Annotated in this window: 23 protein-coding genes; 12 read left to right on the top strand and 11 right to left on the bottom strand. The window is 73.8% G+C overall.

Annotated features, from left to right (window positions below):
• Nucleotides 1–112: 112 nt before the first annotated feature.
• Nucleotides 113–1,414: a HAMP domain-containing sensor histidine kinase gene (locus O7612_RS12310; protein WP_282273222.1), complete on the top strand. Its 1,302-nt coding sequence runs from the start codon at nt 113–115 to the stop codon at nt 1,412–1,414.
• Between the two features lie 75 nt (nt 1,415–1,489).
• Nucleotides 1,490–2,011, top strand: coding sequence for a PepSY domain-containing protein (locus O7612_RS12305; RefSeq protein WP_282273220.1), 522 nt, complete (start codon nt 1,490–1,492; stop codon nt 2,009–2,011).
• Nucleotides 2,012–2,160: 149 nt separating this feature from the next.
• Here O7612_RS12305 and O7612_RS12300 read toward each other — a convergent pair whose 3' ends face one another.
• On the bottom strand, nt 2,161–3,534 hold the full coding sequence (locus tag O7612_RS12300; RefSeq protein ID WP_282273218.1) for a PQQ-binding-like beta-propeller repeat protein: 1,374 nt from the start codon (nt 3,532–3,534) through the stop codon (nt 2,161–2,163).
• 113 nt (nt 3,535–3,647) lie between these two features.
• Here O7612_RS12300 and O7612_RS12295 point away from each other — a divergent pair, with 113 nt between their 5' ends.
• A complete protein-coding gene (locus tag O7612_RS12295) occupies nt 3,648–4,157 on the top strand; it encodes an O-acetyl-ADP-ribose deacetylase (protein WP_282273216.1) in 510 nt (169 codons plus the stop codon).
• 93 nt (nt 4,158–4,250) lie between these two features.
• Here the strand turns inward: O7612_RS12295 and O7612_RS12290 are convergent, their stop codons facing one another.
• Nucleotides 4,251–4,586 (bottom strand): DUF952 domain-containing protein, encoded by a 336-nt coding sequence (locus tag O7612_RS12290; protein ID WP_282273215.1) that lies wholly within the window; start codon nt 4,584–4,586, stop codon nt 4,251–4,253.
• A gap of 116 nt (nt 4,587–4,702) precedes the next feature.
• Between O7612_RS12290 and O7612_RS12285 the strand changes: the two genes are divergently transcribed.
• From O7612_RS12285 to O7612_RS12270, 4 genes are read left to right on the top strand one after another with little or no spacing between them, the layout of a single operon-like run.
• The gene (locus tag O7612_RS12285) at nt 4,703–5,047 is read left to right on the top strand and encodes a winged helix-turn-helix domain-containing protein (RefSeq protein WP_282273213.1); all 345 of its coding nucleotides are present in this window, start codon (nt 4,703–4,705) and stop codon (nt 5,045–5,047) included.
• Nucleotides 5,048–5,272 carry a hypothetical protein gene (locus tag O7612_RS12280; RefSeq protein ID WP_282273211.1) on the top strand — a complete coding sequence of 75 codons (225 nt, stop codon included), beginning with the start codon at nt 5,048–5,050 and terminating at the stop codon, nt 5,270–5,272.
• Nucleotides 5,269–5,859 (top strand): CDP-alcohol phosphatidyltransferase family protein, encoded by a 591-nt coding sequence (locus O7612_RS12275; protein ID WP_282273209.1) that lies wholly within the window; start codon nt 5,269–5,271, stop codon nt 5,857–5,859. The genes O7612_RS12280 and O7612_RS12275 overlap by 4 nt, the downstream gene beginning before the upstream one ends.
• The gene (locus tag O7612_RS12270) at nt 5,856–6,356 is read left to right on the top strand and encodes a hypothetical protein (protein WP_282273208.1); all 501 of its coding nucleotides are present in this window, start codon (nt 5,856–5,858) and stop codon (nt 6,354–6,356) included. The genes O7612_RS12275 and O7612_RS12270 overlap by 4 nt, the downstream gene beginning before the upstream one ends.
• A gap of 275 nt (nt 6,357–6,631) precedes the next feature.
• Here the strand turns inward: O7612_RS12270 and O7612_RS12265 are convergent, their stop codons facing one another.
• From O7612_RS12265 to O7612_RS12230, 8 genes are all read right to left on the bottom strand, one after another.
• Entirely contained in the window at nt 6,632–6,919 is a 288-nt protein-coding gene (locus O7612_RS12265) for a hypothetical protein (protein ID WP_282273206.1), read from the bottom strand.
• Between the two features lie 563 nt (nt 6,920–7,482).
• Nucleotides 7,483–8,376: a fructosamine kinase family protein gene (locus tag O7612_RS12260; protein ID WP_282273204.1), complete on the bottom strand. Its 894-nt coding sequence runs from the start codon at nt 8,374–8,376 to the stop codon at nt 7,483–7,485.
• Nucleotides 8,377–8,790: 414 nt separating this feature from the next.
• Nucleotides 8,791–9,465, bottom strand: coding sequence for a hypothetical protein (locus tag O7612_RS12255; protein WP_282273202.1), 675 nt, complete (start codon nt 9,463–9,465; stop codon nt 8,791–8,793).
• A 211-nt stretch (nt 9,466–9,676) separates the two neighbouring features.
• Nucleotides 9,677–11,179, bottom strand: coding sequence for an MFS transporter (locus tag O7612_RS12250; RefSeq protein WP_282273200.1), 1,503 nt, complete (start codon nt 11,177–11,179; stop codon nt 9,677–9,679).
• Nucleotides 11,180–11,263: 84 nt separating this feature from the next.
• Nucleotides 11,264–12,076 (bottom strand): ABC transporter ATP-binding protein, encoded by an 813-nt coding sequence (locus O7612_RS12245; RefSeq protein ID WP_282273198.1) that lies wholly within the window; start codon nt 12,074–12,076, stop codon nt 11,264–11,266.
• Nucleotides 12,073–13,107: an iron chelate uptake ABC transporter family permease subunit gene (locus tag O7612_RS12240; protein ID WP_282273197.1), complete on the bottom strand. Its 1,035-nt coding sequence runs from the start codon at nt 13,105–13,107 to the stop codon at nt 12,073–12,075. Before O7612_RS12240 ends, O7612_RS12245 begins: the two co-directional genes overlap by 4 nt.
• Entirely contained in the window at nt 13,104–14,144 is a 1,041-nt protein-coding gene (locus tag O7612_RS12235) for an iron ABC transporter permease (RefSeq protein ID WP_282273195.1), read from the bottom strand. Before O7612_RS12235 ends, O7612_RS12240 begins: the two co-directional genes overlap by 4 nt.
• On the bottom strand, nt 14,144–15,181 hold the full coding sequence (locus tag O7612_RS12230; protein WP_282273193.1) for an iron-siderophore ABC transporter substrate-binding protein: 1,038 nt from the start codon (nt 15,179–15,181) through the stop codon (nt 14,144–14,146). Before O7612_RS12230 ends, O7612_RS12235 begins: the two co-directional genes overlap by 1 nt.
• A gap of 99 nt (nt 15,182–15,280) precedes the next feature.
• On the opposite strand from O7612_RS12230, the gene O7612_RS12225 reads away from it, so the two are divergent.
• Nucleotides 15,281–16,972: an ABC transporter ATP-binding protein gene (locus O7612_RS12225; protein ID WP_282273191.1), complete on the top strand. Its 1,692-nt coding sequence runs from the start codon at nt 15,281–15,283 to the stop codon at nt 16,970–16,972.
• Nucleotides 16,969–18,819: an ABC transporter ATP-binding protein gene (locus O7612_RS12220; RefSeq protein WP_282273189.1), complete on the top strand. Its 1,851-nt coding sequence runs from the start codon at nt 16,969–16,971 to the stop codon at nt 18,817–18,819. The genes O7612_RS12225 and O7612_RS12220 overlap by 4 nt, the downstream gene beginning before the upstream one ends.
• Here O7612_RS12220 and rpsD read toward each other — a convergent pair.
• Nucleotides 18,807–19,415: a 30S ribosomal protein S4 gene (gene rpsD, locus O7612_RS12215; protein ID WP_282273187.1), complete on the bottom strand. Its 609-nt coding sequence runs from the start codon at nt 19,413–19,415 to the stop codon at nt 18,807–18,809. The two genes, O7612_RS12220 and rpsD, sit on opposite strands and share 13 nt — an antisense overlap.
• A 69-nt stretch (nt 19,416–19,484) precedes the next feature.
• On the opposite strand from rpsD, the gene O7612_RS12210 reads away from it, so the two are divergent.
• The 3 genes from O7612_RS12210 (at nt 19,485) to O7612_RS12200 (ending at nt 22,848) form a co-directional block, all read left to right on the top strand.
• Nucleotides 19,485–20,219, top strand: a complete 735-nt coding sequence (locus tag O7612_RS12210) for a DUF2470 domain-containing protein (protein WP_282273186.1) — start codon at nt 19,485–19,487, stop codon at nt 20,217–20,219.
• A 212-nt stretch (nt 20,220–20,431) separates the two neighbouring features.
• The gene (locus tag O7612_RS12205) at nt 20,432–21,460 is read left to right on the top strand and encodes a LacI family DNA-binding transcriptional regulator (RefSeq protein ID WP_282273888.1); all 1,029 of its coding nucleotides are present in this window, start codon (nt 20,432–20,434) and stop codon (nt 21,458–21,460) included.
• An 86-nt stretch (nt 21,461–21,546) separates the two neighbouring features.
• The gene (locus tag O7612_RS12200) at nt 21,547–22,848 is read left to right on the top strand and encodes an extracellular solute-binding protein (protein ID WP_282273185.1); all 1,302 of its coding nucleotides are present in this window, start codon (nt 21,547–21,549) and stop codon (nt 22,846–22,848) included.
• Nucleotides 22,849–22,905: the final 57 nt, after the last annotated feature.

The following is a 22,905-nucleotide window of genomic DNA, read 5'->3' as shown; positions in this document are numbered from 1 at the left end:
ACCGGCCGCCGTACCGCCGCCGACGAGCCGGATCGAGCGGTGGCCCGGCCGCCGGTCCGACCGGTTAACCTGCCAGCTGGGCAAGAACCCTGCTCCTGATCGGGGACGACGGATGAGACGGCGGTTGGCGCTGCTGGTCGTGGCGACCACCTGCCTGACCCTGGTCGCCTTCCTGGTGCCGCTGGCCCTGCTGGTGCGGACGGTCGCCGAGGACCGGGCCACCGTCCGGGCGACCGCCGACGTGCAGGGGCTGGTGCCGGTGGTGGGCACCGCCGACACCACCACGATCCGGCTGACCGTGGAACAGCTCACCGCCGAGTCGGGCCGGCCGGTCAGCGTCTTCCTGCCCGACGGCACGGTGCTCGGCGCGCAGGAACCGCGTACCGCCGCGGTGGCCCTCGCCGCCCGGGGCCGCAGCCTCACCGCGGAGCTGGACGGCGGTCGGGAGATCGTGATCGCCGTGCAGGGCCGGGCCGACGGCACCGGCGTGATCCGTACCGTGGTCCCCCGGGCCGACATCACCGCCGGGGTGGCCCGCTCCTGGCTGGTGCTGGCCGCGCTCGGCATCGTGCTCGTGCTGCTCAGCCTCGCCGTCGCCGACCGGCTGGCCCGCACCCTGGTCCGGCCCATCACCGAACTCTCCTCCGTCTCGCACCGGCTGGCCAACGCCGAGCTGACCGCCCGCGCCGAGCCGGCCGGTCCACCCGAACTCCGCGAGGTCGCCGCCGCGCTCAACCACCTGGCCGCCCGGATCCAGGTGCTGCTGCGCGAGGAACGGGAACAGGTGGCGGACCTGTCGCACCGACTGCGCACGCCGCTGACCGCGTTACGGCTGGAGGCCGAGTCGCTGCCCGATCCGGACGACGCGGCCCGGGTGGCATCGGCCGTGGACGCGCTGGAGCGGGCGGTCACCGGCCTGATCCGGCAGGCGCGCTGGCGCAGCGACCCGCCCGACGCCGGCCCCGGTGGGGTCACCGCCGACGCCGCCGCGATCGTGGGCGAACGGGTCGCCTTCTGGTCGGTGCTCGCCGAGGACACCGGCCGCACGGTCACCCTCGACCTGGCCTCCGGGCCGCTGCCGGTCGGGGTGCCCGCCGACGAACTGGCCGCGGCGGTGGACGCCCTGCTGGGCAACGTCTTCGCGCACACCCCGGAGGGCACCCCGTTCACCGTCCGGCTGGCCCGGGAGGCGGCCGACGTCGCGTTGACCGTCCGCGACGCGGGGCCGGGGATACCGGCCGGTCTGATCGAGCGGGGTGCCAGCCGGGCCGGCTCGACCGGGCTCGGTCTGGACATCGCCCGCCGCGCCGCGCAGGCCAGCGGCGGCCGGCTCGACCTGGGTGCCGGCGTCGAGGGCGGCGCGGTGGTGACCCTCCGGCTCGGGCCACCGCGGTCATCCTTAACCGGGGCTTAGCGTCCGCACAGCGCGCCGCTATCCCCCACCGGGGCACTCTCGGGACAACAACCGAGAACTCCGGAGGTACGCATCATGAAGCGCACATCACTGCTGCTGGCGGCTGCCGGCGGTGCCGCCGTCCTCGCCGTCACCGGCACGGCGCTCGGCGTGTCCGCCGCGGAACGGGCCCCGGTCCCCACCCCCGTCGCCGGGACGACCGCGCCCACGCCGGTCGACCCCGGCACCGCCACCCCGTCGTCCAGTGCCCCGACCGGTGCGCCGACGACCGGTGCGCCGACCCCCGGTGGCAGCACCGCCCCGGCCACCGCCGACGCCGTCAGCCAGCAGCGGGCCGGCGAGATCGCCCTGGCCAAGGTCGGTGGCGGCCAGATCACCGAGATCGAGCGGGAGCGGGAGGCGGGCCGCCCGGTCTGGAGCGTGGAGATCGTCGACGGGGACACCGAGCACGAGGTCGAGGTCGACCGGGACAGCGGCGCGGTGGTCAAGTCCGAGCAGGAGAAGGCGGACGCGGACGACCGGGACGACGACGCCGACGACCAGGACGACGACCAGGATGACGACCGGGACGACTCCGACGACGGGGACGACGACTGACGGTCCCCCGACCGCGCGGGCCGCGACCCCGCGGTGTGGTGACAGCTGCCCCGGCGGAATCCGCCGGGGCACGTCGCCGTCCGACCTCGACGCGGGCGGACTGCTGAGCTCGACGCGGCGGACCGCTCAGCTCGACACAGGCGGACCGCTCAGAAGGTGTGCAGCTCCACCGCGAGGCCGCCGGCACCGGACCGGCTGACCGCCACCCAGTCCCGCCCGGCTCCGGCGAGCCAACCCGGGTATCGGCCGAGCTGCCGGCCGGTGGGCACGTCGTAGACGAGCACCTGCGGCCGGTCGTCCTCGGCCCCGCTGACCGCCACCAGGCCCTCGGTCACCGTCGACCGCCAGCTCGCCGACGTCCCGGCCAGCCCCGGATCCGGCGCGGTCCACCGGGGTACGCCGGTGGCCAGGTCGAGCAGTGCCAGCTCCCCCGCGTCGGCCGTGCCGCGCACCAGCACCGACCGGTCGTCCCCGTCGACCGGCACGCCCGCGGCGGACCCCCGCCAGACCGTCCCGCCGGTACGCAGGTCGACCAGCTGCGGCCGCTCGTCGGCGGTGACCGCGACGAGCCGGGTGCCGCTGCCGATCAGGGTCTGCCCGCTGCGCTGGTCGGCCAACCGCTTGGCGCACTCGCCGTTCTCCCGACGCCCGCTGTAGACCGCGCCGGACCAGCCCCTGCCGCCGGTGGCCGCGTCGACGCTGGTCACGCTCACCGTGCAGCGCCGGTCCCCCTCCGGCGGATCGTTGTCGGTGCTCACCAGCAGGTCACCGGCGAGGAAGCCGTACCAGGCCCGGTTCGGCAACCGACCGGCGCCGGTCCGCCCGGTGGTCGGGGCGACCGGGGCGTAGGTGGCCGGTCGGCCGGCCGCACTGAGCCGCACCACGACGTACCGGCCGGGGGCCGCCGCGTACGGCCTGCGCGCACCGAGACTCACGTCGCTCACCCGGGCGAACCGGTCGGTGGGGATCTTCCACAGGCGGCGACCGCTCTGCACGTCCCGCCCGACGATCGCGCAGGTCGCCGCGTCGCCGTCCCCCGTGCACTCCCTGGCGTAGACGCCCTGCCGGTCGACGACGACGTCCTGACTGCCGGCCGCCCGCCACCGGGTGGCCCCGGTGGCGGTGTCGAGCACCTCCACGACGCCGTCCTCGCCGCCCGCCACGATCGACCCACCGGCGATCACGTACCGGTAGCCCGTGGTGAACGGGTGACGCCACCGGTCCTGCCCCGTGGCGCGGTCCACCGCCCGCAGCTCCCGCTGGTCGGGGAGGATGATGAGCGGACCGGACTCGCCCACCTCCTGGTCGAGCCGGCCGACCGGCGTCGACCAGGCCGGGCGCGGGCCTTGCGGGCCGGCCGGCGCGGTGCCGTCGCGCAGGTTCTCCTGGGTCGGCTCGACCGGCGCGGGCGGCGGTCGCTCCGTCCGTTCCGCGCGGGGCACGGCGCAGCCGCACAGCCCGAGGACCAGACTCAGGGCGACGGCGACGGTACGCCCACGGGCGGGTCGGTGCGACGGCGACAACGGTCTCTCCCTCGATCGGCGGTCGGCACCGCCACCCTAGGGTCCACGCGCACCGCCGGCCCGTCGGTTCCCACGCCCGGCACGGCACCGCCCGGTGTGTCAGGATGCTGGGCGTGCCAGCGATCGAGGTCGTCACCGGTGACATCACCCGGGAGAACGTGGACGCCATCGTCAACGCCGCGAACGAGTCCCTGCTGGGCGGCGGCGGTGTCGACGGCGCGATCCACCGCGCGGCCGGGCCACGGTTGGCCCGGGCCGGCGGGGCGATCGGTCCCTGCGCTCCGGGCGACGCGATGCCGACCCCGGCCTTTGATCTCGACCCGCCCGTGCGGCACGTCATCCACACCGTCGGACCGGTCTGGGAGGGCGGCGGCCACGGTGAGGCCGAGGTGCTCGCCTCCTGCTACCGCCGGAGCCTGGAGGTCGCCGACACCCTCGGCGCCCGTACCGTCGCCTTCCCCGCCATCGCCACCGGCGTGTACGGCTACCCGCCCGAGCAGGCCGCCGGGATCGCCGTCGCGACGATCAGGTCGACCCCGACGAACGTCGACCGGGTGCGACTCGTCGCCTTCGACGAGGAGACCCGCGCGTACCTGGCCGCCGCGCTGGCAGCGGCCGGCTGACCGACCCGGGGCGGGTCCGCCACGTGACGCCGACGTGGTCGAAACGCCGTACCCGCGCCATGAACCCTGCTCCCGCCGGCCGACGGTGCCGGCTCAGCCCTGTGGTAGCGCGTCGTCCACCGACGACGCCCCGGAGACCCGGTGCACCGCGACGACAGCGTCCAGCGGCAGCGCCGCGTAGACGTGCGGGAAGGAACCGCCGTCGGTGGCGTCCTCCCAGCGCACCGCCGCGCCGAGAAGCCGGGTGTCGAGAGCGGCGACCACGAGCGCCGGCTCCTGCACGAAGTACCGCAGGGCGGTCGCTCCCACCTGCTCGCGGGAGGAGCAGTGGACGAAACCGCTGGTGTGGTCGAACGGCGAGCCGTCGAAGCGGCCGGCGGCCTCGAACTCGGCCCACTCGGCGGGCAGGAGGATCTTGTAAATGAGCACGCCCCAGGGTGGCAGACGGCCGACCGGTCCGCAGCCACCGTACCCACCGGCGCCACCCGAAGTTGACAGCCACCTTGGCTCATGCAAATAATAGTTGGCATGAGCCAAGGCAAGCTATGGGTGGGATGAGCGGCGACCGGCTGGTCGAGGTTCTCGCCACGTTGGCCAGCCCGCACCGACTCCGCGTGCTCGCCGCGTTGACCGGCGGACGCACCTACGTCTCCCAGCTCGCCCGCGACCTGGGCATCAGCCGTGCGCTCCTGCAGGTGCACCTCAAGAAGTTGGAACGCGCCGGCCTGGTCACCGCCCATCTGGAGTTGTCCGGGGACGGCAAGGCGCTCAAGTACTACGAGGTCGCACCGTTCTCGCTACAGCTCACGCCCGACGTGGTGGCGGCTGCCGCCGCGACCCTGAGCCCCGCCGGAGACGGCGACGCCCCACCGAAGAAGGGAACCAGTTAGATGGACGCCGCCTCGGTCTTCCTGATCGTCGTCGCCGCCGTGCTCATCTCGGTCGTCTGGTATGCGGGGGTCCGCAAGCGCACCGAGGTGTCGGGCGACCTGCAACGGCAGTACGCCGAACAGGCAGCCGAGACGTCTCGGCTGCTCACCGAGATGAACGCGCAGCTGACCGAGTTGCAGCGGCGTACCGCCGACATGCAACGCATCCTCAAGGACGCCGAATGACCGCACTCGGGCTCTCCCCACCGGTCACGCTCCTCAACGTCCCCAACACCGTCACCGCCGTACGCACGGCCGGCTCCTTCGCGCTCGCGGTGGCGGCGCTGACCCACCGCGACGCCCACCTGCTCGTCGCCGCGTACCTGGTCTACTGGATCGGCGACATCCTCGACGGTGCCGCCGCCCGCGCCCTGGGCCAGGAGACACGCACCGGCGCGGTCTTCGACATCGTCGCCGACCGGGCCTGCGCCTCGGCCTGCGCCGCGGCACTCCTCGTGCTCCGACCCGGGACCGCGCTGCCGATCGCGGTGTTCCTCGTCCAGTTCATGGTCGTCGACCAGCTGTTGAGCCTGATGTTCCTGCGCTGGCCACTGCTGAGCCCGAACCACTTCGCCAACGTGGACCGCCGCATCTACCGGTGGAACTGGTCTCCGCCGGCGAAAGCCCTGAACACCGCGGCGGTGGTGCTCCTGGCGATCGTCGCGCCGACCGCCGCCGCCGTCACCTTCGCCCTCGGAGTCGCCGCGGTGAAGGTCGTCTCGCTGGTGTCCGCCGCCAGGTTGCCGGTCGACCCGCCGCCCACCCAGCCATGATCGCCGTACTGACGGCTGCGGTCGTCGGGCTCCTGTCGGCGTTCCTGCCGTTCACCCCCGCCGAGCCGTATCTGGTGACGGCCGTGGCGACCACCGGCACACCACCGGTGGCGCTGGGCATCGCCGCCGCCGCCGGTCAGACCGCCGGCAAGGTCCTGATCTTCCTCGGCGCACGCGGCGCGATCCGCTCCCCCTGGCTGCGACGCCGGCTCACCGGGCACACCCCGACCGGACCGACACCAGCGGGCCGGTGGGGGACGGCCCTCGCGCGCCCGAAGGCGGCCGGCGGACGACTCGTGGCGGTGCTGGAACGTCCCCGCCAGACCTTCGGTGTGCTGCTGGTCAGCGCGGTCACCGGATTCCCACCCCTGCTGGCCGCCAGCGTCTACCTGGCGCGCACGCCCCTGCGCCCGGTCGCGTTCGCGGCGACGTGCCTGCTGGGCCGTACGATCCGCTTCGTCGCGATAGCACTGACGCCCCGACTCGTCGGCTACTGAACACCGACGAACCCCCGGTCCGGCACCGGCTTCCGTCGATCCACGTCCGCCCACTCCATGACGGTGGTCGACCCGGCCGCCCCGGGGCCGGCGGCGACGGCTGCGACGTCACCTGTCGGTCAGTTCCAACCGCCGCTGCACCGCCGGGGTGTCCACGAGGTCCCCGGCTTCCGGTTCCGCCTGGTCGCCGAACCAGCCACCGGAGACCCCGCCTCCGACCCGCAGAGATCGTCACACCGGCGGCTCACGCCCGGTCGACGACCTCGACACCGGGACTAGTCCTGCCAGACGTTCAGTGCCCAGGCGAGGACGTACCAGACGCAGACGTACTCCCGGCCGGAGGCGATTCCGGCGATGTGGCAGGTGACCGGGTCGGGGAACACCCCCTGGAGCCCCCAGCCACCCGCCGTGGCGGCGCTGAGCGGTGCCGCGTTCACCACCGGGTTGGCCGCGGGAACGGGTGCGGCCTGGGCCGCGCCGGCCGTCGTGCCCACCCCGCCGGCCACCAGGGTGACCGCCACCATCGTCCCGGCCACCCGCTGCCGCAGCGATCGTTTGCCCATCAAGGTTCCCCTTCCACGTGCCCGGACCCGGGGTCCGGGCCGTGGGCATCCGTCGATGAATATTGCGCCAGATGCTAAGCCGGGAAACAGCCGGCAGGGTCCGTCCACAATCCGACTGCGGGGCGCACGCACCGATCGCCGCGCCTACCCGGGTGCATCCCCCGGTGAGGGCGTATCGGGGGGCCACCGGTGCACCGGTGCACGCCGGGCCGGGGGCATCCAGCGTGCTCCATGATGGATGGTCGAGAGTTCCCATCGCTGGTCGCAGCCCACCGACGGCAATCCTTATACATGCAATTCCCACAGGGATCGGCTCCGTTACCGGGCGGACCGCCGTGACCCGGATCGGCGGCAGCGGCGGGCGACCGACGCGCCGACACCGACGCGGGCGGCCCGACCATTGTCGTCAATCGGACCGGCCGCCACCCAGGCCCGCGCGCCCGCCCGGCGACGCACCGGACACCGTCGGTGACCCCGGGGCGGCCCGTGTCGGCGCGGCCCGTGCCACGGCCGACCGCCCGGTCGTCCCGTCGGACCGCCTGGTCGTGCCCTCGACCGCCCGGTCAGCCGCGCGCCCGGAACGGCGTCAACGTGGCACGGATCGTCTCGGCGGCACCCCAGTCGTCGTCGAACTGGGCCACCACCGCCAGGTGCTGTCGCAGTTGGACGATCGGCATGCGGTCCGGCCACCCGTCATCGAGACCGGTCAACTCGGCATAGACCTCGAAGAAGCGGCGGGACTCCGGCGGCGGCGCGGTGGTCCACAGGTGCGCCAGGTCGACCTCGGCCCACAGGTACGACACCGCCGGGTCGATCAGCGCCGGCCGCCCGTCCCGGGTGGACAGCACGTTCTGCGCCCACAGGTCGCCATGGGTCAGGCAGGCCGGGCGCCGGGGCAACAGTTCGGGCAGCCGCGCGCACAGCCGCTCCAGCGCGATCCGGTCGGCGGGGGTGAGCGCCGCCTCGACGCGGGGCTCGGACAGCCAGCGGAGCAACCGGTGCTCGGCGAAGAAGGCGAAGCCGTCGTCGGACCAGGTGTTGACCTGCCGGCGTCGCCCCAGCCAGTTGTCGCGGTGCCAGCCGAACCGGTGCCAGCCGGTGCTCGTGTGCAGGTGCGCGAGGCGGTGGGCGAACCGCTCCCAGAAGACCTCGTCGGACGGCCGCGGCCGCAACAGCGACAACACCAGCACCTCGTGGTTCGCCGCGATCACCTCGGGGGTCACCATCCCGCCGAGGTCCCGCAGGGCCGTCAGCCCCTCGGCCTCGGCGACGAAGACGTCATCGCCACCGTCGCCCGCTCCGACGAGCGTCTTGACGAACACCGACGGCGCGTCCCCACGGTCGGCCACCCCGGCCAACGCGGCGAGTCCACCGTCGACCGGCGTCACGGTCACCACGTCACGGATCCCCGCCCGCGCCAACCGCTGCCCCAGCAGGGCCGACGACGGCACCGACATCGACCTCCTCCAGCCCTGGCGTACCCGGAACGCGCCGGCCCCGGCCACCCACCGGCGATCCTAGCCCGGCAGCCCGGCAGCCCGGCAGCCCGGCAGCCCGGCAGCCCGGCAGCCCGGCAGCCCGGCAGCCCGGCAGCCCGGCAGCCCGGCAGCCGAGGTCGGGCTGTCCATGCCCGGCAGCCGGCCGCGGCCGTTCGGCTGTCCATGCCCGGCAGCAGGCCACCGTGGGCCGGCTGCTCCTTGCCAGGCGGCGAGCGGGATGGCACACACACCCCCAAAGCGTCCTAGGACAAAGGTCGGCAGATGCCTCGACGGTGGCCGATCCCCCAGGGCGGGTGAGCGCCCGTCGGGCTCACCCACCCGGGCGGCCGGCACCGTCGCGCAGCCTTCCGGTCCGGCCGGGCGGATCCGCGGTCAGCAGGCCGCGCGTTGGCCGGAGTAGTGGGTGCCGACCCGGCCGACCACGGTCTCGTCGGTCAGCGACGTCCCGGCGGCGCGCTTCACGTAGCAGGAGTAGCGGTGCTGGTTGATCACCTCGAGGTGGATGTGCGCGCCGCTGTCCCCGTTGACCTGGTAGCAGCTCGAGTACCGGAACCGGCCCGTCTCGCCGAGCTTGGTCCACGGGCCGACCGAGGCGCCGACGACGATGCCGCCGGGCTTGTTGTTCACGTGCATCACGTCCGCCCGGGCGATGACCTCGCCGGTCGTGGTGTCCCGGGCCTCGAGCCCGATCCGGTAGCCGCCGTCGGCGAGGTTACCGGTCGCGCAGCCGGCCCGGACCGTCACCACGGTCACCGCGACCGGGTGCCCGGCCGCCGTCTTGCTGCCGAAGGGGGACACGACCGTGGCCCCCGGGTTGCGGTAGATGTCGACCGCCCAGTCGTTGGTGTAGCCCCAGTTCCCGAACACGATGTGATGGCTCGCCGGAGGGGTGCTGCCGAACTTGTCCCAGATGGACGATCCCTGGATCGGCGGGTAGATCCCGATCGGGTCGGCCGTCGCGTGGGCGGCGGCCGGGGTCGCCGGTACGGCGATTGCGCCCAGGACCAGCGCGAGCGCGCCGAGCGTGCGGGCGAAGCGGGACGTCATGGTGCCTCCGGAGGGTGTGGGGGCGGTACGGGACCGACCCGTCGATCGACGGGAGTTGATCAGGATATCGTCTCCGACCGTCAGGCGTGGGACGCTGCCGGCGACTCCCCCGACCCGGGTCGGGCCGGCACCCGGGCACCCGCGCGGCGGTGCCGGCCCTGGCTCGCGACGGACTGCGTGCACCGTCACCCGGGCACCCGCGCCCGGGCGGCTACGACCGCGGCGTACGCGGCGACGGGATCAGCGCCCAGGCCAGCACCGCCGCGGCGAGCGTCAGCGCCGCCGCGACCGACGAGGTGACCTGGACACCGGTGACGAACGCGTCCCGCGCACCCCCGGCGGACTGCGGCGGCAGCACCTGCAGCGCCGAGCCCAGCGAGTCGCGGACCCGCGCCGCGTCCCCGGCGGACAGCCCGGCCGGCACCCGCACCTGGTGCCGGTACACCAGCGACAGCAGGGAGCCCAGCACCGCGATGCCCAGCACCACCCCGAGTTCGTTGGCGGTCTCGGTGATCGCCGAGACGGAGCCCGCCTTGCGCGGTGGCGCGGCCGAGATGATCGCATCGCCGGTCAGCGTCATCGCCAGCCCGATCCCGAGTCCGACCGGCACGAGCGCCAGAGCGAGCCACAGGTACGGCGCGTGGGCGGCCGCGGTCACCCCGGCCAGCCCTGCCGCGGCCAGGCCCAGGCCGAGCGCGATGGCCCGGCCACGGCCGAACCGGGCCACGGTCCCCGCGATGATCACGATGACCACGATCGAGGCCAGCGTCGCCGGCAGCTCGGCCAGGCCCGCCTGCAGGGGGCTGAACCCGCGGGCGAACTGCAGGTACTGCGAGAAGAAGAAGAGCAGCCCGACCAACGCGAAGATGGCGATGACGTTGGCGACCACCGCCCCGAAGAAGGCCGCGTCGCGGAACAGTTCGACGTCGAGCATGGGCTGTTCCAGCCGCCGCTGACGCCGGACGAACAGCACCCCGGCGACCAGGCCGGCCAGCAGGCATCCGACGGTCACGCCGTCGACGCCGGCCCCGACCACGTGCTTGACGGCGTACACCAGGGGGACGACCGCCGCCATGGAAAGCACGGCGGAGGCCACGTCGAAGCGGCCCGGTCGCGGATCCCGGGATTCCGGCAGCAGCAGCAGGCCGGAGACCACCACCAGGACCATCACCGGCACGTTGATCAGGAACACCGAGCCCCACCAGAAGTGCTCCAGCAGGAACCCGCCCACGAGCGGCCCGACCGCCGAGCCCGCCCCGAAGGCGGTGGACCAGACGGCGATCGCCCGGGTCCGTTCGGCGCTGTCGGTGAAGATGTTGCGGATCAGGGACAGCGTGGACGGCATCAGCGTCGCGCCCGCCACCCCGAGCAGCAGCCGCGCCCCGATCAGCGCCGGGGCGCTGGGGGCGAACGCGGCCAGCAGCGACGCCGCGCCGAACGCCACCGAGCCGACCAGCAGGACCCGCTTGCGTCCGAACCGGTCGGCCAGGTTGCCCATCAGCACCAGCAGACCGGCCAGCGTCAGCGAGTAGACGTCGCCGATCCAGAGGACCTCCTCCGCGGTCGGTGCCAGGCTCGCGGTCAACGCGGGCACCGCCAGCGAGAGCACCGTCCCGTCGACCGCGAGCAGCAGCACCGCCGCCGCCAGCACCGCCAGTGCTGCCCACCGCCGGCGGGTCGACAGGGCCGGCCCGGCGGCCGAGGAGGGGATCATGGCGAAACTGTACCGACCGGGCGGTACGGACCTGCGCGGAACGGCGGGGTGTGCGCGCCGGCCGGGCCGCACCCCGACCGGCGGCTACCGGCGGGCGGCCTGGACATGATGACGGCCGATCGGCAGCATCAGCGGCCGGCCGGAGACCGGATCGACGATGACCTGGCTGTCCAGGCCGAAGACGGCGCGTACGCACCCCTCGGTCAGCACTTCGGTCGGCGGTCCGGCCGCGTGCAGACCACCGGCGGCCAGCGCGATGAGGTGGCCCGCGTACCGGGCCGCCATGTTCAGGTCGTGCAGCACCATCACGATCGTGGTGCCGCGGGTGGCGTTCAGGTCGGTCAGCAGGTCCAGCACCTCGACCTGGTGGCTGACGTCGAGGAAGGTGGTCGGCTCGTCGAGCAGCAGCAGGTCGGTCTGCTGGGCCAGGGCCATCGCGATCCACACCCGCTGCCGCTGCCCGCCGGAGAGTTCGTCGACCGAGCGGTCGGCCAGGTCGGCGGTGTGGGTGGCGTCGAGGGCGGCGGCCACCGCACGGTCGTCGTCCCTGCTCCAGCGGGACAGCAGGCGCTGGTGCGGGTTGCGGCCGCGGCCGACCAGGTCGGCGACGGTGATGCCCTCCGGTGCGATCGGCGACTGGGGCAGCAGGCCGAGGGTGCGGGCCAGTTCCTTGGCCGGCATCCGGTGCACCGCCCGGCCGTCCAGCAGGACGTGCCCGGTGTTCGGGGCGAGCAGCCGCGACATCGACCGCAGCAGCGTCGACTTCCCGCACGCGTTGGCCCCGACGATGGCGGTGATCCGGCCGGGTGGGACGAGCAGGTCGAGCGAGTCGATGACGACCCGGTCGCCGTACCCGACGGTCAGTTTCTCGGTCGTCAGGGCGTGGTCGGTGGTCACAGCGAGCCTCCGGCGCGGTTCGTGCGGACGAGCAGGTGGATGAGGTACGGGGCACCGAGCACCCCGGTGATCACCCCCACCGGGAAGCGGACGTCGAAGGCGAACTGGCCGAGGAAGTCGGCGACCAGCACCAGCAGCGCGCCCACCAGCGCCGACGGCAGCAGCGGCGAGCCGCCGGACCTGACCAGCCGGGCCGCGATCGGCCCGGACAGGAAGGCGACGAACGCGATCGGCCCGGTCGCCGAGGTGGCGAACGCGATCAGGCCGACAGCGGCGACGATCGAGACCAGCCGGGTGCGTTCCCGCCGGGTGCCGAGTGCTGCGGCGGTGTCGTCACCGAGTTGCAGCATGGTCAGGCTCCGGGCCTGGCTCAGCAGCAGCGGGCCGCACACGGCCAGCGCGACCAGCACCGGCACGGTCTCGTCCCAGGTGGATCCGTTGAGGCTGCCGTTGAGCCAGCGGGTCGCCGCCTGCAGGTCCCACTGGCCGGCCTGGTCGAGGACGTACGCCGTGACGCTGTTGAGCATGGCGGCGATGCCGATGCCGATCAGCACGAGCCGGGTGCCGGTCACCCCGTCGGTGAACGACAGCAGGTAGATGAGCACGGCGACGCCGAGCGCGGCGACGATGGCGAAGACCGAGACCCCCGTCTCGCCGAGGCCGAGCACGATGATGGCGAACGCCGCGGCGGCGCTCGCCGCCGAGCTGATACCGATGATGTCGGGGCTGGCCAGCGGGTTGCGCAGCATGGTCTGGAAGGTGACGCCGCCCATGCCGAAGCAGAGTCCGGCCACCAGGGCCAGCACGGTCCGGGGCAGCCGGAGCTCACCGACGGTGAACGAGGCACCGGGCACGGTCTCGCCGAGGATCACCCGCAGCACGTCGCCGGCCGGGTAGAAGGTCTGCCCGACCATCAGCGAGACGACGACCATGCCGGCCACCGCTGCGGTGAGGGCGGCCAGCACGGCGTACCGTCGTCGGCTGCGCCGGACCCGGCCCCGGGTGACGGCGTCGAGGGTCGTGGTGCTCACCGTTCGCGCGCCTTCTGCCGCCGGACGACGTAGATGAAGAACGGAGCGCCGACCAGGGCGGTGACGATGCCGGCGGCGATCTCGTCGGGACGGTTCACCACCCGGCCGGCGACGTCCGCGACGGTGAGCAGCACCGCACCGACCAGGGTCGCGAACGGCAGCAGCCAGCGGTGGTCGAGGCCGACGAGCAGCCGGCACAGGTGCGGGACGACCAGGCCGACGAAGGCGATCGGTCCGGCGACCGCGGTGGCCGCGCCGCAGAGCACCACCGCGCCGGCGGCGGCGACCCCACGGACCAGGGCGACGCGTTCGCCGAGGCCGGCGGCGAGGTCGTCGCCGAGCGCGAGGGAGTTCAACGCCCGGGCGCAGAGCAGGCAGATGACCAGCCCGGCCAGCAGGAACGGCAGGACCTGGCCGATGCTGTCCCAGCTCGCTCCGCCGACGCCGCCGACCTGCCAGGACTGGAAGTTCTCGGCGACGTCGCCGCGCGGCAGCACGACCGCGACCACCAGCGACGCGAGGGCGGCGGAGGTGGCCGCCCCGGCCAGGGCGATCTTGAGCGGGGTGGCGCCGCCGCGACCGAGCGAGCCGACCGCGTAGACGAACAGCGCGGACAGCGCCGCACCGGCGATGGCGACCCAGATGTACGCGGTGGCGGTGTACAGACCGACGGTGGTCATGGCGACGGCGATCGCCAGCATCGCGCCCATGTTCACCCCGAGGATGCCCGGGTCGGCCAGCGGATTGCGGGTGACGCCCTGCATCACGGTGCCGGACAGGGCCAGCGCCGCGCCGACCAGGGCCGCGAGCACCGTGCGGGGCAGGCGTTTGACCACGGCCGCCTGGTCGAGGGTGTCGTCGGTGCCGCCGAGGGCGGCGGTGATGTCGGCCCAGCCGACGATCCGGGAGCCGAAGGCGACCGACGCGACCAGGGCCAGGACGAGTGCGGCGAGGACGACCAGCAGCCAGGCCAGCCGCGTCCGGGCCGGGCGTCGCCGCAGGGCGACGTCCGGCCCGGATGTGGTCAGAGTGGTCATCAGAGCTTGTCGGCGGCTTTGCCGAGCAGGTCGACGTAGTCCTTGAGGACGAACGAGACACCGAGCGGCGTCGGGTTGGCGGCGGTGGCGACCGGGGTGCTGCCGGGCAGCGAGACGAAGGAGCCGCGCTTGACCGCCGGGATCTTGGACAGCAGCGGGTCCTTCTGGAGGGTGGCCAGGGTGGTGCCCTCGGCGTCGCCGTAGGTCACGATGATGTCCACGTCGCTGAGGTTCTGCACCTGCTCGGCGCTCTGGGTGAGGCTGAACTCCTTGGTCGCCGCGGAGGCCTTCGCGATGCTCTCCGGGTGGGTCATGCCGAGGTCGGTGAAGAACTGCGCCCGGGTGTCGTGCGTGGTGTAGAAGCTGACCTTGCTGAGGTCCGTCGGGTCGAGGTGGGTCAGGAACATCGCCGACCGGCCGGCGAGCTTCGGGTAGCGGGCCGCCTCGTCCTTCATCTGCTTCTCGATCTTCGCGATCAGCGCGTCACCCTCGGTGGCCAGGCCCAGGGCCTTGCTCTCCAGCTTGATGCTGTCGCGCCACGAGGTGGCCCAGGGCGCCTGCGGGTACGCGACGACCGGCGCGATCTTCGTGAGGGTGTCGTAGTCCTGCTTGGTCAACCCGGAGTAGGCGGCCAGGATGACGTCCGGCCTGGTGTTCGCCACGGCCTCGAAGTCGATGCCGTCGGTCTCGTCGAACAGCACCGGGGTCGCCGCGCCGAGTTCCTTGAGCCGCGCGGCGTCCCAGGGCAGCAGCCCGTCGCCGTCCTGGTCGCCGAAGTTGGCCTTGGCGTAGCCGACCGGGACGACGCCCAGGGCGAGGGGCACCTCGTGGTTGGCCCAGTTGACGGTGGCGACCCGTTCGGGCTTCTTCTCGATCGTGGTGGTGCCCAGGGCGTGGGTGACGGTCAGCGGGAACGTCGTCGCCGCGTTCCCGGACGCGGCGGGCTTGTCGTCGGTGGCGGACGACCCGCCGCAGGCGGCGAGGGCGAACGTGGTGGCGACCGCGACGATTCCGGTGAGCAGCCGGGAGGGGCGCATGCGGAGTACTCCAACTCACATAGTAAGGACAGGCTTACCTAAAACTTGATCGGTAAAGTACTCCTCGTTCCTGAGCCGTTGACCAGGGGGTTCGTCGTAGTGAGCACGATCAGTGCCGGTAGCCTCCTGTTACGTCGGGCGGTCGCCCGCAACGGGCGACGCCTCTGGACCGGGACGGCCCTGGCCGGCGTCTACCAGCTCTGCGCGGCCCTGGTGCCGATCCTCATCGGCGTCATCGTCGACCGGGGTGTCGCCACCGGCGACCTGACCGCACTGCTCCGCTGGATCACCACCCTGGCGGCGGTCTACCTCGTCCTGGTGGTGACCTACCGCTTCGGCGCGCGGCACCTGCAACGGGCCATCGCCGAGGAGGGCCACCTGCTCCGGGTGGAGCTGGCGGCGCGGATCCTGGATCCGCGCGTGCACCGGGCCGGACGGCACACCGGCGACCTGCTCGCGGTCACCACCACCGACGCCGAGTACACCTCCTACCTGCTCGACCACATCCCCCGGATCACCAGCGCCCTGGTGGCGGTCACGGTCAGCGCGGTCGCGCTGCTGCTGATCTCGGCACCGCTGGGGTTGACCGTGCTGGTCGCCATCCCGACCGTGCTGGCGATCCTCAACCGCACCGCACCGCTGATCGCCCGGCGGGTCGCCGACCAGCAGGACCAGGCCGGTCGGGCCACCGCGCTCGCCACGGACCTGGTGACCGGGCTGCGCCCGTTGCGGGGCATCGGCGCGCAGGACGCCGGCGGCGAGCGGTACCGCCGGGTGAGCCGCCATGCCCTGGCGGCGACGGTGCGCGCCTCCCGGACCCAGAACGCGTACCTGGGCGCGGCCACGATGCTGAGCACCCTGCTGGCCGGGGGCATCGCGCTGGTGGCGGGCTGGTTCGCCCTCACCGGGCGGATCACCGTCGGCCAGTTCGTCACGGTGATCGGCTCCGCGCAGTTCCTGGTCGAGCCGTTCGGCGTGCTCGCGGTCGTCCCCAGTTGGACCGCCGCCGCCCGCGCGGCCGCGGACCGGGTCGCCGCGGTCGTCCATGCCGGGGTGGTGCTGCCACCGGGGGCCGCCGCGCCCGCCAGCGGCGGGAACGAGTTGCGCCTGACCGACGTGACGTACGGCCCGCTGACCGGCCTGCGCCTGCACGTCCGCAGCGGAGAGTTCGTCGGTGTGGTGGCCCGGCGGCCGGCGGACGCCGAAGCGCTGGCCCGGCTGCTGGCGGTGCCCGACGCCTACGCGGGCGACGTCCTGCTCGACGGCGAACGACTGGAGGCGGTGGACCGCGACCGGGCGCGGCGGGTGCTGCACAGCGAGCCGCACCGCACCGACCTGTTCACCGGCAGCCTCGCCTCCAACATCGCCCTGGCCGACGACGACGGCGAACGGCTCACCGGTGCGCTGCGTGCCGCCGCCGCCGACGAGGTGGCGCACCTGCATCCGGACGGCCTGGACATGCCGGTCACCGAACGCGGCGCGAACCTCTCCGGCGGCCAGCGGCAACGTGTCGCGCTCGCCCGTGCGTTGCTCGCCGGGCCGCCGCTGCTGGTCCTGCACGACCCGACCACCGCCGTCGACGCGGTCACCGAACGGGCCATCGCCGAGGGCATCCGCGCGCTGCGGCACGGGCCGGACGCCGGCTACGGCACCCTCGTCATCACCAGCAGCCCGACGCTGCTGGCCGCCACCGACCGGGTGGTGTTCATCGGGGACGGCACGGTCGTCGCCGAGGGCGCCCACACCGAACTCGTCGGCCACGACGACTACCGCCGGACGGTGCTGCGGTGACGCCCCCGATCCTGCCCGTGGCCGGCCCGCGCGAGAGCAGGGCGTGGCTGGGCGCGCAGCTACGCGCCCGCGCGGGGGCGACCGGCGCCGCCCTGGCGGTCGGGCTGCTCGCCGCGGCCACCGCGGTCGTCCCCGCCTACGCCCTCGGCCTGCTGGTCGACCGGGTCCGGGCCGGCGGCGGCACCGACACGCTCGTCCCGGTCGCCGTGGTCATCGTGGCCGCCGCGGTGGTGGGCGGCCTGGCCACCGGCGTCGGCGCCCACCTGATCCGCCGGCTGGGCGCGCGGATTCTCGCCGACCTGCGCGAACGTGCCCTCGACGTCGCGCTGCGGCTGCCCGTGGCGGTGCTCGACCGGGCGGGCCGGGGCGACCTGGTCTCGCGGGTCGGCGCGGACGTCGGCGCCATCGACCGGGCCGTCTCCGAGGTGCTGCCCACCCTGATCTCGGCGCTGCTGCTGGCGGCGCTCAGCCTCGGCACGATGATCGGCATCGACTGGCGGCTCGGGTTGGCCGGCGCGGTCGCCGTCCCGCTCTACGTGCTCGGGGCGCGGTGGTACCTCCCCCGGGCCGCGCCGGCCTACGCGGCCGAGCGGGTCGCCATCGCGCAGCGGTCCCAGCGGTTCGTCGAGAGCGCGCAGGGCATCCGTACGGTGCACGCCTACCGGTTGGAGGATCGGCACCTCGCCGGCATCACGGCGGCCTCCGCCCGCGCCCGGGACATCTCGACGACCGTCTTCGCCCTCTACACCCGTTTCGTGGGCCGCATCAACGGGGCGGAGCTGGTCGGGCTCGGCTCGGTGCTGGTGGTGGGGTTCCTGCTCGTCCGCCAGGGCAGCGTCACCCTCGGCGAGGTCTCGGCGGCCGCGCTGCTGTTGCACCGCCTGTTCGGCCCGGTCCTCCAGCTGATGGTCACCTTCGACAAGGCCCAGGACGCGGGGGCGAGCCTGGCCCGCCTCGTCGGTGTGCTCCGCGCCGATCCCGGACGCCGCGCGGGCGGCACCGCGCCGTCGGCGCACGACCTGGTGCTGACCGGCGTCGGTTTCAGCTACGACGGGGCCGCGCCCGTGCTGCGCGACGTCTCCCTGCGGGTCGGACCGGGCCGGCTGGTCGCGTTGGTCGGGTCCACCGGCGCCGGGAAGACCACCGTCGCGTCGATCGCCGCCGGGGTGCTGCGCCCCGGGCACGGCGCGGCCACCCTGGGCGGCGTCCCGGTCACCGAGCTGCCCGCCGGGACGATCGCCCTGGTCAGCCAGGAGACCCACGTGTTCGCCGGTCCGCTGCGCGAGGACCTGCTGCTGGCCCGGCCGCGGGCCACCCCGGACGACCTCACCGCGGCCCTGGCCCGGGTCGGCGCCCTGGACTGGGCGCTCGCCCTGCCCGACGGACTGGACACCGTGGTCGGTGAGGGCGGCCACCCGCTCACCCCGGCGCAGGCACAGCAGGTGGCGCTCGCCCGGGTGGTGCTGCTCGACCCCGCGGTCGTGGTGCTGGACGAGGCGACCGCGGAAGCCGGCAGCGCGGGTGCGCGCGACCTCGAACAGGCCGCCGCCGCGGCGCTGGAGGGACGCACCGCCCTGGTCGTCGCCCACCGCCTCACCCAGGCCGTGGCCGCGGACCACGTCATCGTCCTGGAGCGGGGCCGGATCGTCGAGAGTGGCCGGCACGCCGAACTGGTCGGCGCGGGCGGAAGCTACGCCCGGTTGTGGGCGGCGTGGACGGCCCGCGCCACCACCGGCCCGGCGGCCGCCCGGACCGGCGTCGGACCGGGGTCCACCGGGGGTGACGGCCCGCCGCCGGTGCCGCACCGGCGGCGGGCCGGCCCGCCGCTGACCGCTCAGCGGGAGTAGAACTCCACCACGAGTTGCTCGTCGCAGATCACCGGCACCTCGTGTCGGGCGGGCTCGCGCAGCAGCGTGGCGCGCAGCCCGGTCAGTTCCACCGACAGATAGGGCCGGGGTCGCTCGTCGGCGTGCGCCCCGGTGGCGGCGAGCTGGAACGGTGGCAGGGTCCGGCTGCGTTCGCGCACCGCGACCACCTGACCCGGCCGCAGCCGGTAGGAGGGCCGGTCGACCTTGCGCCCGTCGACGGTGAAGTGGCCGTGGCCGACGAGCTGGCGGGCCTGGTAGACGCTGCGGGCCAGCCCGGCCCGGAGCACCACCGCGTCGAGCCGCCGTTCCAGGAGCGCGACCAGCGACTCGCCGGTCTTGCCCGCGCCCCGGGCGGCCTCGTCGAACGCCCGGCGCAGCTGCGACTCGCTGACGTTGTACTGGTGGCGCAGTCGCTGCTTCTCCAGCAGCCGCACCTGGTAGTCGGAGGTCTTGCGCCGGTTACGGCCGTGTACGCCCGGCGGATAGGGACGCCGCTCGAAGTACCGCACGCACTTGCGGGTCAACGGGATGCCGAGCGCGCGGGAGAGCTTGGCCTTGGGGCGGGGGTGGTTCATGTCGACGGCTCCGATCACATGATCTAATGCGGTTAGGTAAGGCTAACCTACATTGAGGAGATCGGGATCATGCGCCCCAGCCCGGCGGAAATCGTGCGGACCCTCGTCGCGGGCCGGCTGCCCGCTCTCGTCCACCTGCCCGGGTCCACCGGTCCACTCCAGACCCGGCACGCCGTCGACCCGGACGGCCGGGTGCTGCTACTGACGCCGGCAGCCGGCGACCTCGCCACGGCGCTCACGCCGCCGGAAGGGGACACCGACGTCGCCGCCGTCCTCGACGTGCTCGACCTGCCGCCCACCGCCGGCGCCCCCTCACTCGGCCGGGCCTGGCTCTCCGGTTGGGCCGAACGCCTCGACGGCGACGAGGCACGGCGGGCCGCGATGGACTTCGCCGCCACCCGACCGACGGGCGACCTGCTCGACGTGGGCAGCCGGTTCCGGCTGCACCGGTTCGCGGTGGCCGAAGCCCGCTGGGGACGGGCCGGCGCGACCCGCCGGATCGATCCGCAGGCCTACGCGCGGGCCGAGCCCGACCCGCTGCACCCGGCCGAGGCGGACCTGCTGGCCGACCTCGCCGACCACCACGCCGAGCAGGTCGCGGGCTACCTGTGCCGGCAGCTCAGGCTCTCCGCCGCCGAAGCGCCCCGGGTGGTCCGGATCGACCGGTACGGGCTGCTGGTCGCCCACGGACGGCCCGGTGCGACGCGACGGACCCGGGTGGGCTTCGCCCGTCCCGTCGCCGATGTCGCCGAGCTGTCCCGGGTGCTGCACCCGATGGTCTGCCCCCGGCAGGCAGCCGCCTGAGCCCGGCCGCGACGCGTCGGGGACAGGCCAGGCGTCGCCGGCCCGACCCCGGGTGGCGGGCACGCCCCGGCGGGCGGGAGAGCACCGACGGGGCATCGTGGGACATCGACTATTGACGTTGCCGTAACAGCGGTCTAGCGTCTGTCGAACCGCTTCGATGATCGCTCGGATACGGTCCCGCGCCTGTCCGGAGGAGGTGCGCCGTGGCCACCATGCAGGACGTCGCCCGCCTGGCACAGGTCTCGGTCAGCACCGTGTCCTACGCGCTCACCGGCGCCCGGCCGATCTCCCCGGCGACCCGGGCCAAGGTGCTCGCCGCCATGACCGCGCTCGACTACCAGCCCAACGCCATGGCCCGTGGCCTGGCCAGCCGGCGCAGCCGGATCCTGGGCCTGCTGCTGCCGATGGACGAGCGCGGCCTCGGCGCGACCGAGACGGCGTTCGTCACCGGGGCCGCCGCCGCGGCCAGCGCCGTCGGCTACCACCTGGTCCTGTCCCCCGTCGGCGGGGGCGGTGACCTCGCCGGGCTGCGCCGGCTGGCCAGCCAACGGATGTTCGACGGCGTCGTGCTGATGGAGGTGCAGCTCGCCGACGAGCGGGTCGGCACGCTCCAGCAGGCCGGTGTGCCGTTGGTGCTGATCGGACGGACCGGGGACACCGACGGGCTTTCCTACGTCGACATCGACTTCGCGCAGACCGTACGGGAGGCGGTGGCGCACCTGGTCGGCCTGGGGCACCGGCGGATCGTCTACGTCAACCACTCGGCCGGAACCCTGGCCAGCGGCTACGGGCCGGCGCTGCGTACCCGGGACGCCTTCGTCACCGCGATGACCGGCCACGGTCTGGAACCGGTCATGATCCCGGCCGAGGACAGCGCCGCCGGGGGCCGGGCGGCGCTGGCCGCCGCCCTGACCCGGACGCCGGACCTGACGGCCGTGCTGGCCATGAACGAGACGGCGATCTTCGGCATCCTCGGCGAGCTGACCGCGCGGGGGCGGTCCGTGCCCGGGGACGTCTCGGTCGTCTCGATGGTCACCTCGCCGCAGGTCGCCGGGCTGGCCACCCCGGCGCTGACCGCGATGACGTCGCCCGGGTCGACGCTGGGCCGGATCGCCATCCAGGCGCTGGTGCGCCAGCTCGACGGGGCCGGCGCCGAGTGCCACCAGCAGCTGCTGCCGTGCGCCCTGGAGATCCGGGGATCGACCGCGGCACCCCGGAGCCGCCACCCCGATGGGGGTTGAACAGCCGAAACGGCCCGTCGCCGCGCGGCGACGCGACGACGGACCCCGTGCAGTACCGGGCTCGACACTCGACGAGGAGGATAGCGATGCAGCGATTCCGCCGGATCGTCGCGGCGATCGCCCTGGCGGCGACCGCGACGACCACCGTGGCCGCGTGCGGCGACGACAGCGGTGACGACAGCGGGGCGAGGATCCTCAAGCTCTGGCACTACGAGGGCGAGACCAGCGCGATGGGGATCGGCTGGAACCGGGCCATCGAGATCTTCAAGGCCGAGCACCCCGGCGTCGAGGTGCGCTTCGAGCGCAAGGCGTTCGAGCAGATCCAGCAGAACGCCGGCATGATCGTCAACTCGTCCGAGGGTCCGGACATCATGGAGTACAACAAGGGCAACGCGACCGCCGGCCTGCTGTCCTCCCAGGGCCTGCTCACCGACCTCAGCGACGAGGCCGCGAAGCGCGGCTGGGCCGACAGGCTCAGCCCCAGCCTCCAGACCACCGCGCGGTACAGCGACAGGGGCGTGATGGGGTCGGGCAGGTGGTTCGGCGTGCCGAACTACGGGGAGTACGTCACGGTCTACTACAACAGGGACCTGTTCGACCGGCACGGCGTCGCGGTGCCCACCACCATGGCGGAGCTGACCGCCGCGATGGACACCTTCGTCGGCAAGGGCGTCACCCCGCTGGGCATGGCCGGCGCCGAGTACCCGGCCGGGCAGTTGTTCTACCAGCTGGCCCTGTCGAAGGCCGACCGACGGTTCGTCGACGACTACCAGCTCTACCGGAACCCGGTCGACTTCCGTGCCGACCCGCTGAAGTACGGCGCGGACACCTTCGCCGACTGGGTGCGCAAGGGCTACGTCGCCAAGGACTCGGCGAGCCTCAAGGCCGAGGACATGGGCACCGCGTTCATCGCGGGCAGGACCCCGATGATCGTCTCCGGCAGCTGGTGGTACGGCCGGTTCAAGGCCGAGATGAAGGCCACCTGGGACACCTTCCTGTTCCCGGGCAACACCCTCAACGCCGGCTCGTCCGGCAACCTCTGGGTCGTCCCGACGAACAGCAGGGCCAAGAGCCTGGCGTACGACTTCATCGACATCACCCTGCGGCCGGAGATCCAGGACCTGATCGGCAACAACGGCGGCATCCCGGTCGCCGGTGACCCCACGAAGATCACCGATCCGAAGGACCGCAAGCTGATCGAGGACTTCAACACGGTCAGCGGACAGGACGGTCTGGCCTTCTACCCGGACTGGCCGGTGCCCGGCTACTACGACGTCCTGGTCGGCGGCTTCCAGGCGCTGATCAACGGATCCAAGTCCCCCGACCAGGTGCTCGACACGATCGCCAAGCCGTACGCCGACGGCGTCAAGGAGATCACCGGCAAGTGACACGGTGGGCGGCGGGCGCGTCCGGTACGACCGGTGACCCGCCCGCCCCGCCGGGAA

The organism is Micromonospora sp. WMMD987 (assembly GCF_029581435.1).
Taxonomy (GTDB): Bacteria; Actinomycetota; Actinomycetes; order Mycobacteriales; family Micromonosporaceae; genus Micromonospora; species Micromonospora rifamycinica.
The sequence above is the reverse complement of the archived record's forward strand: the minus strand, read 5'-3'. Positions and strand labels throughout refer to the sequence as shown.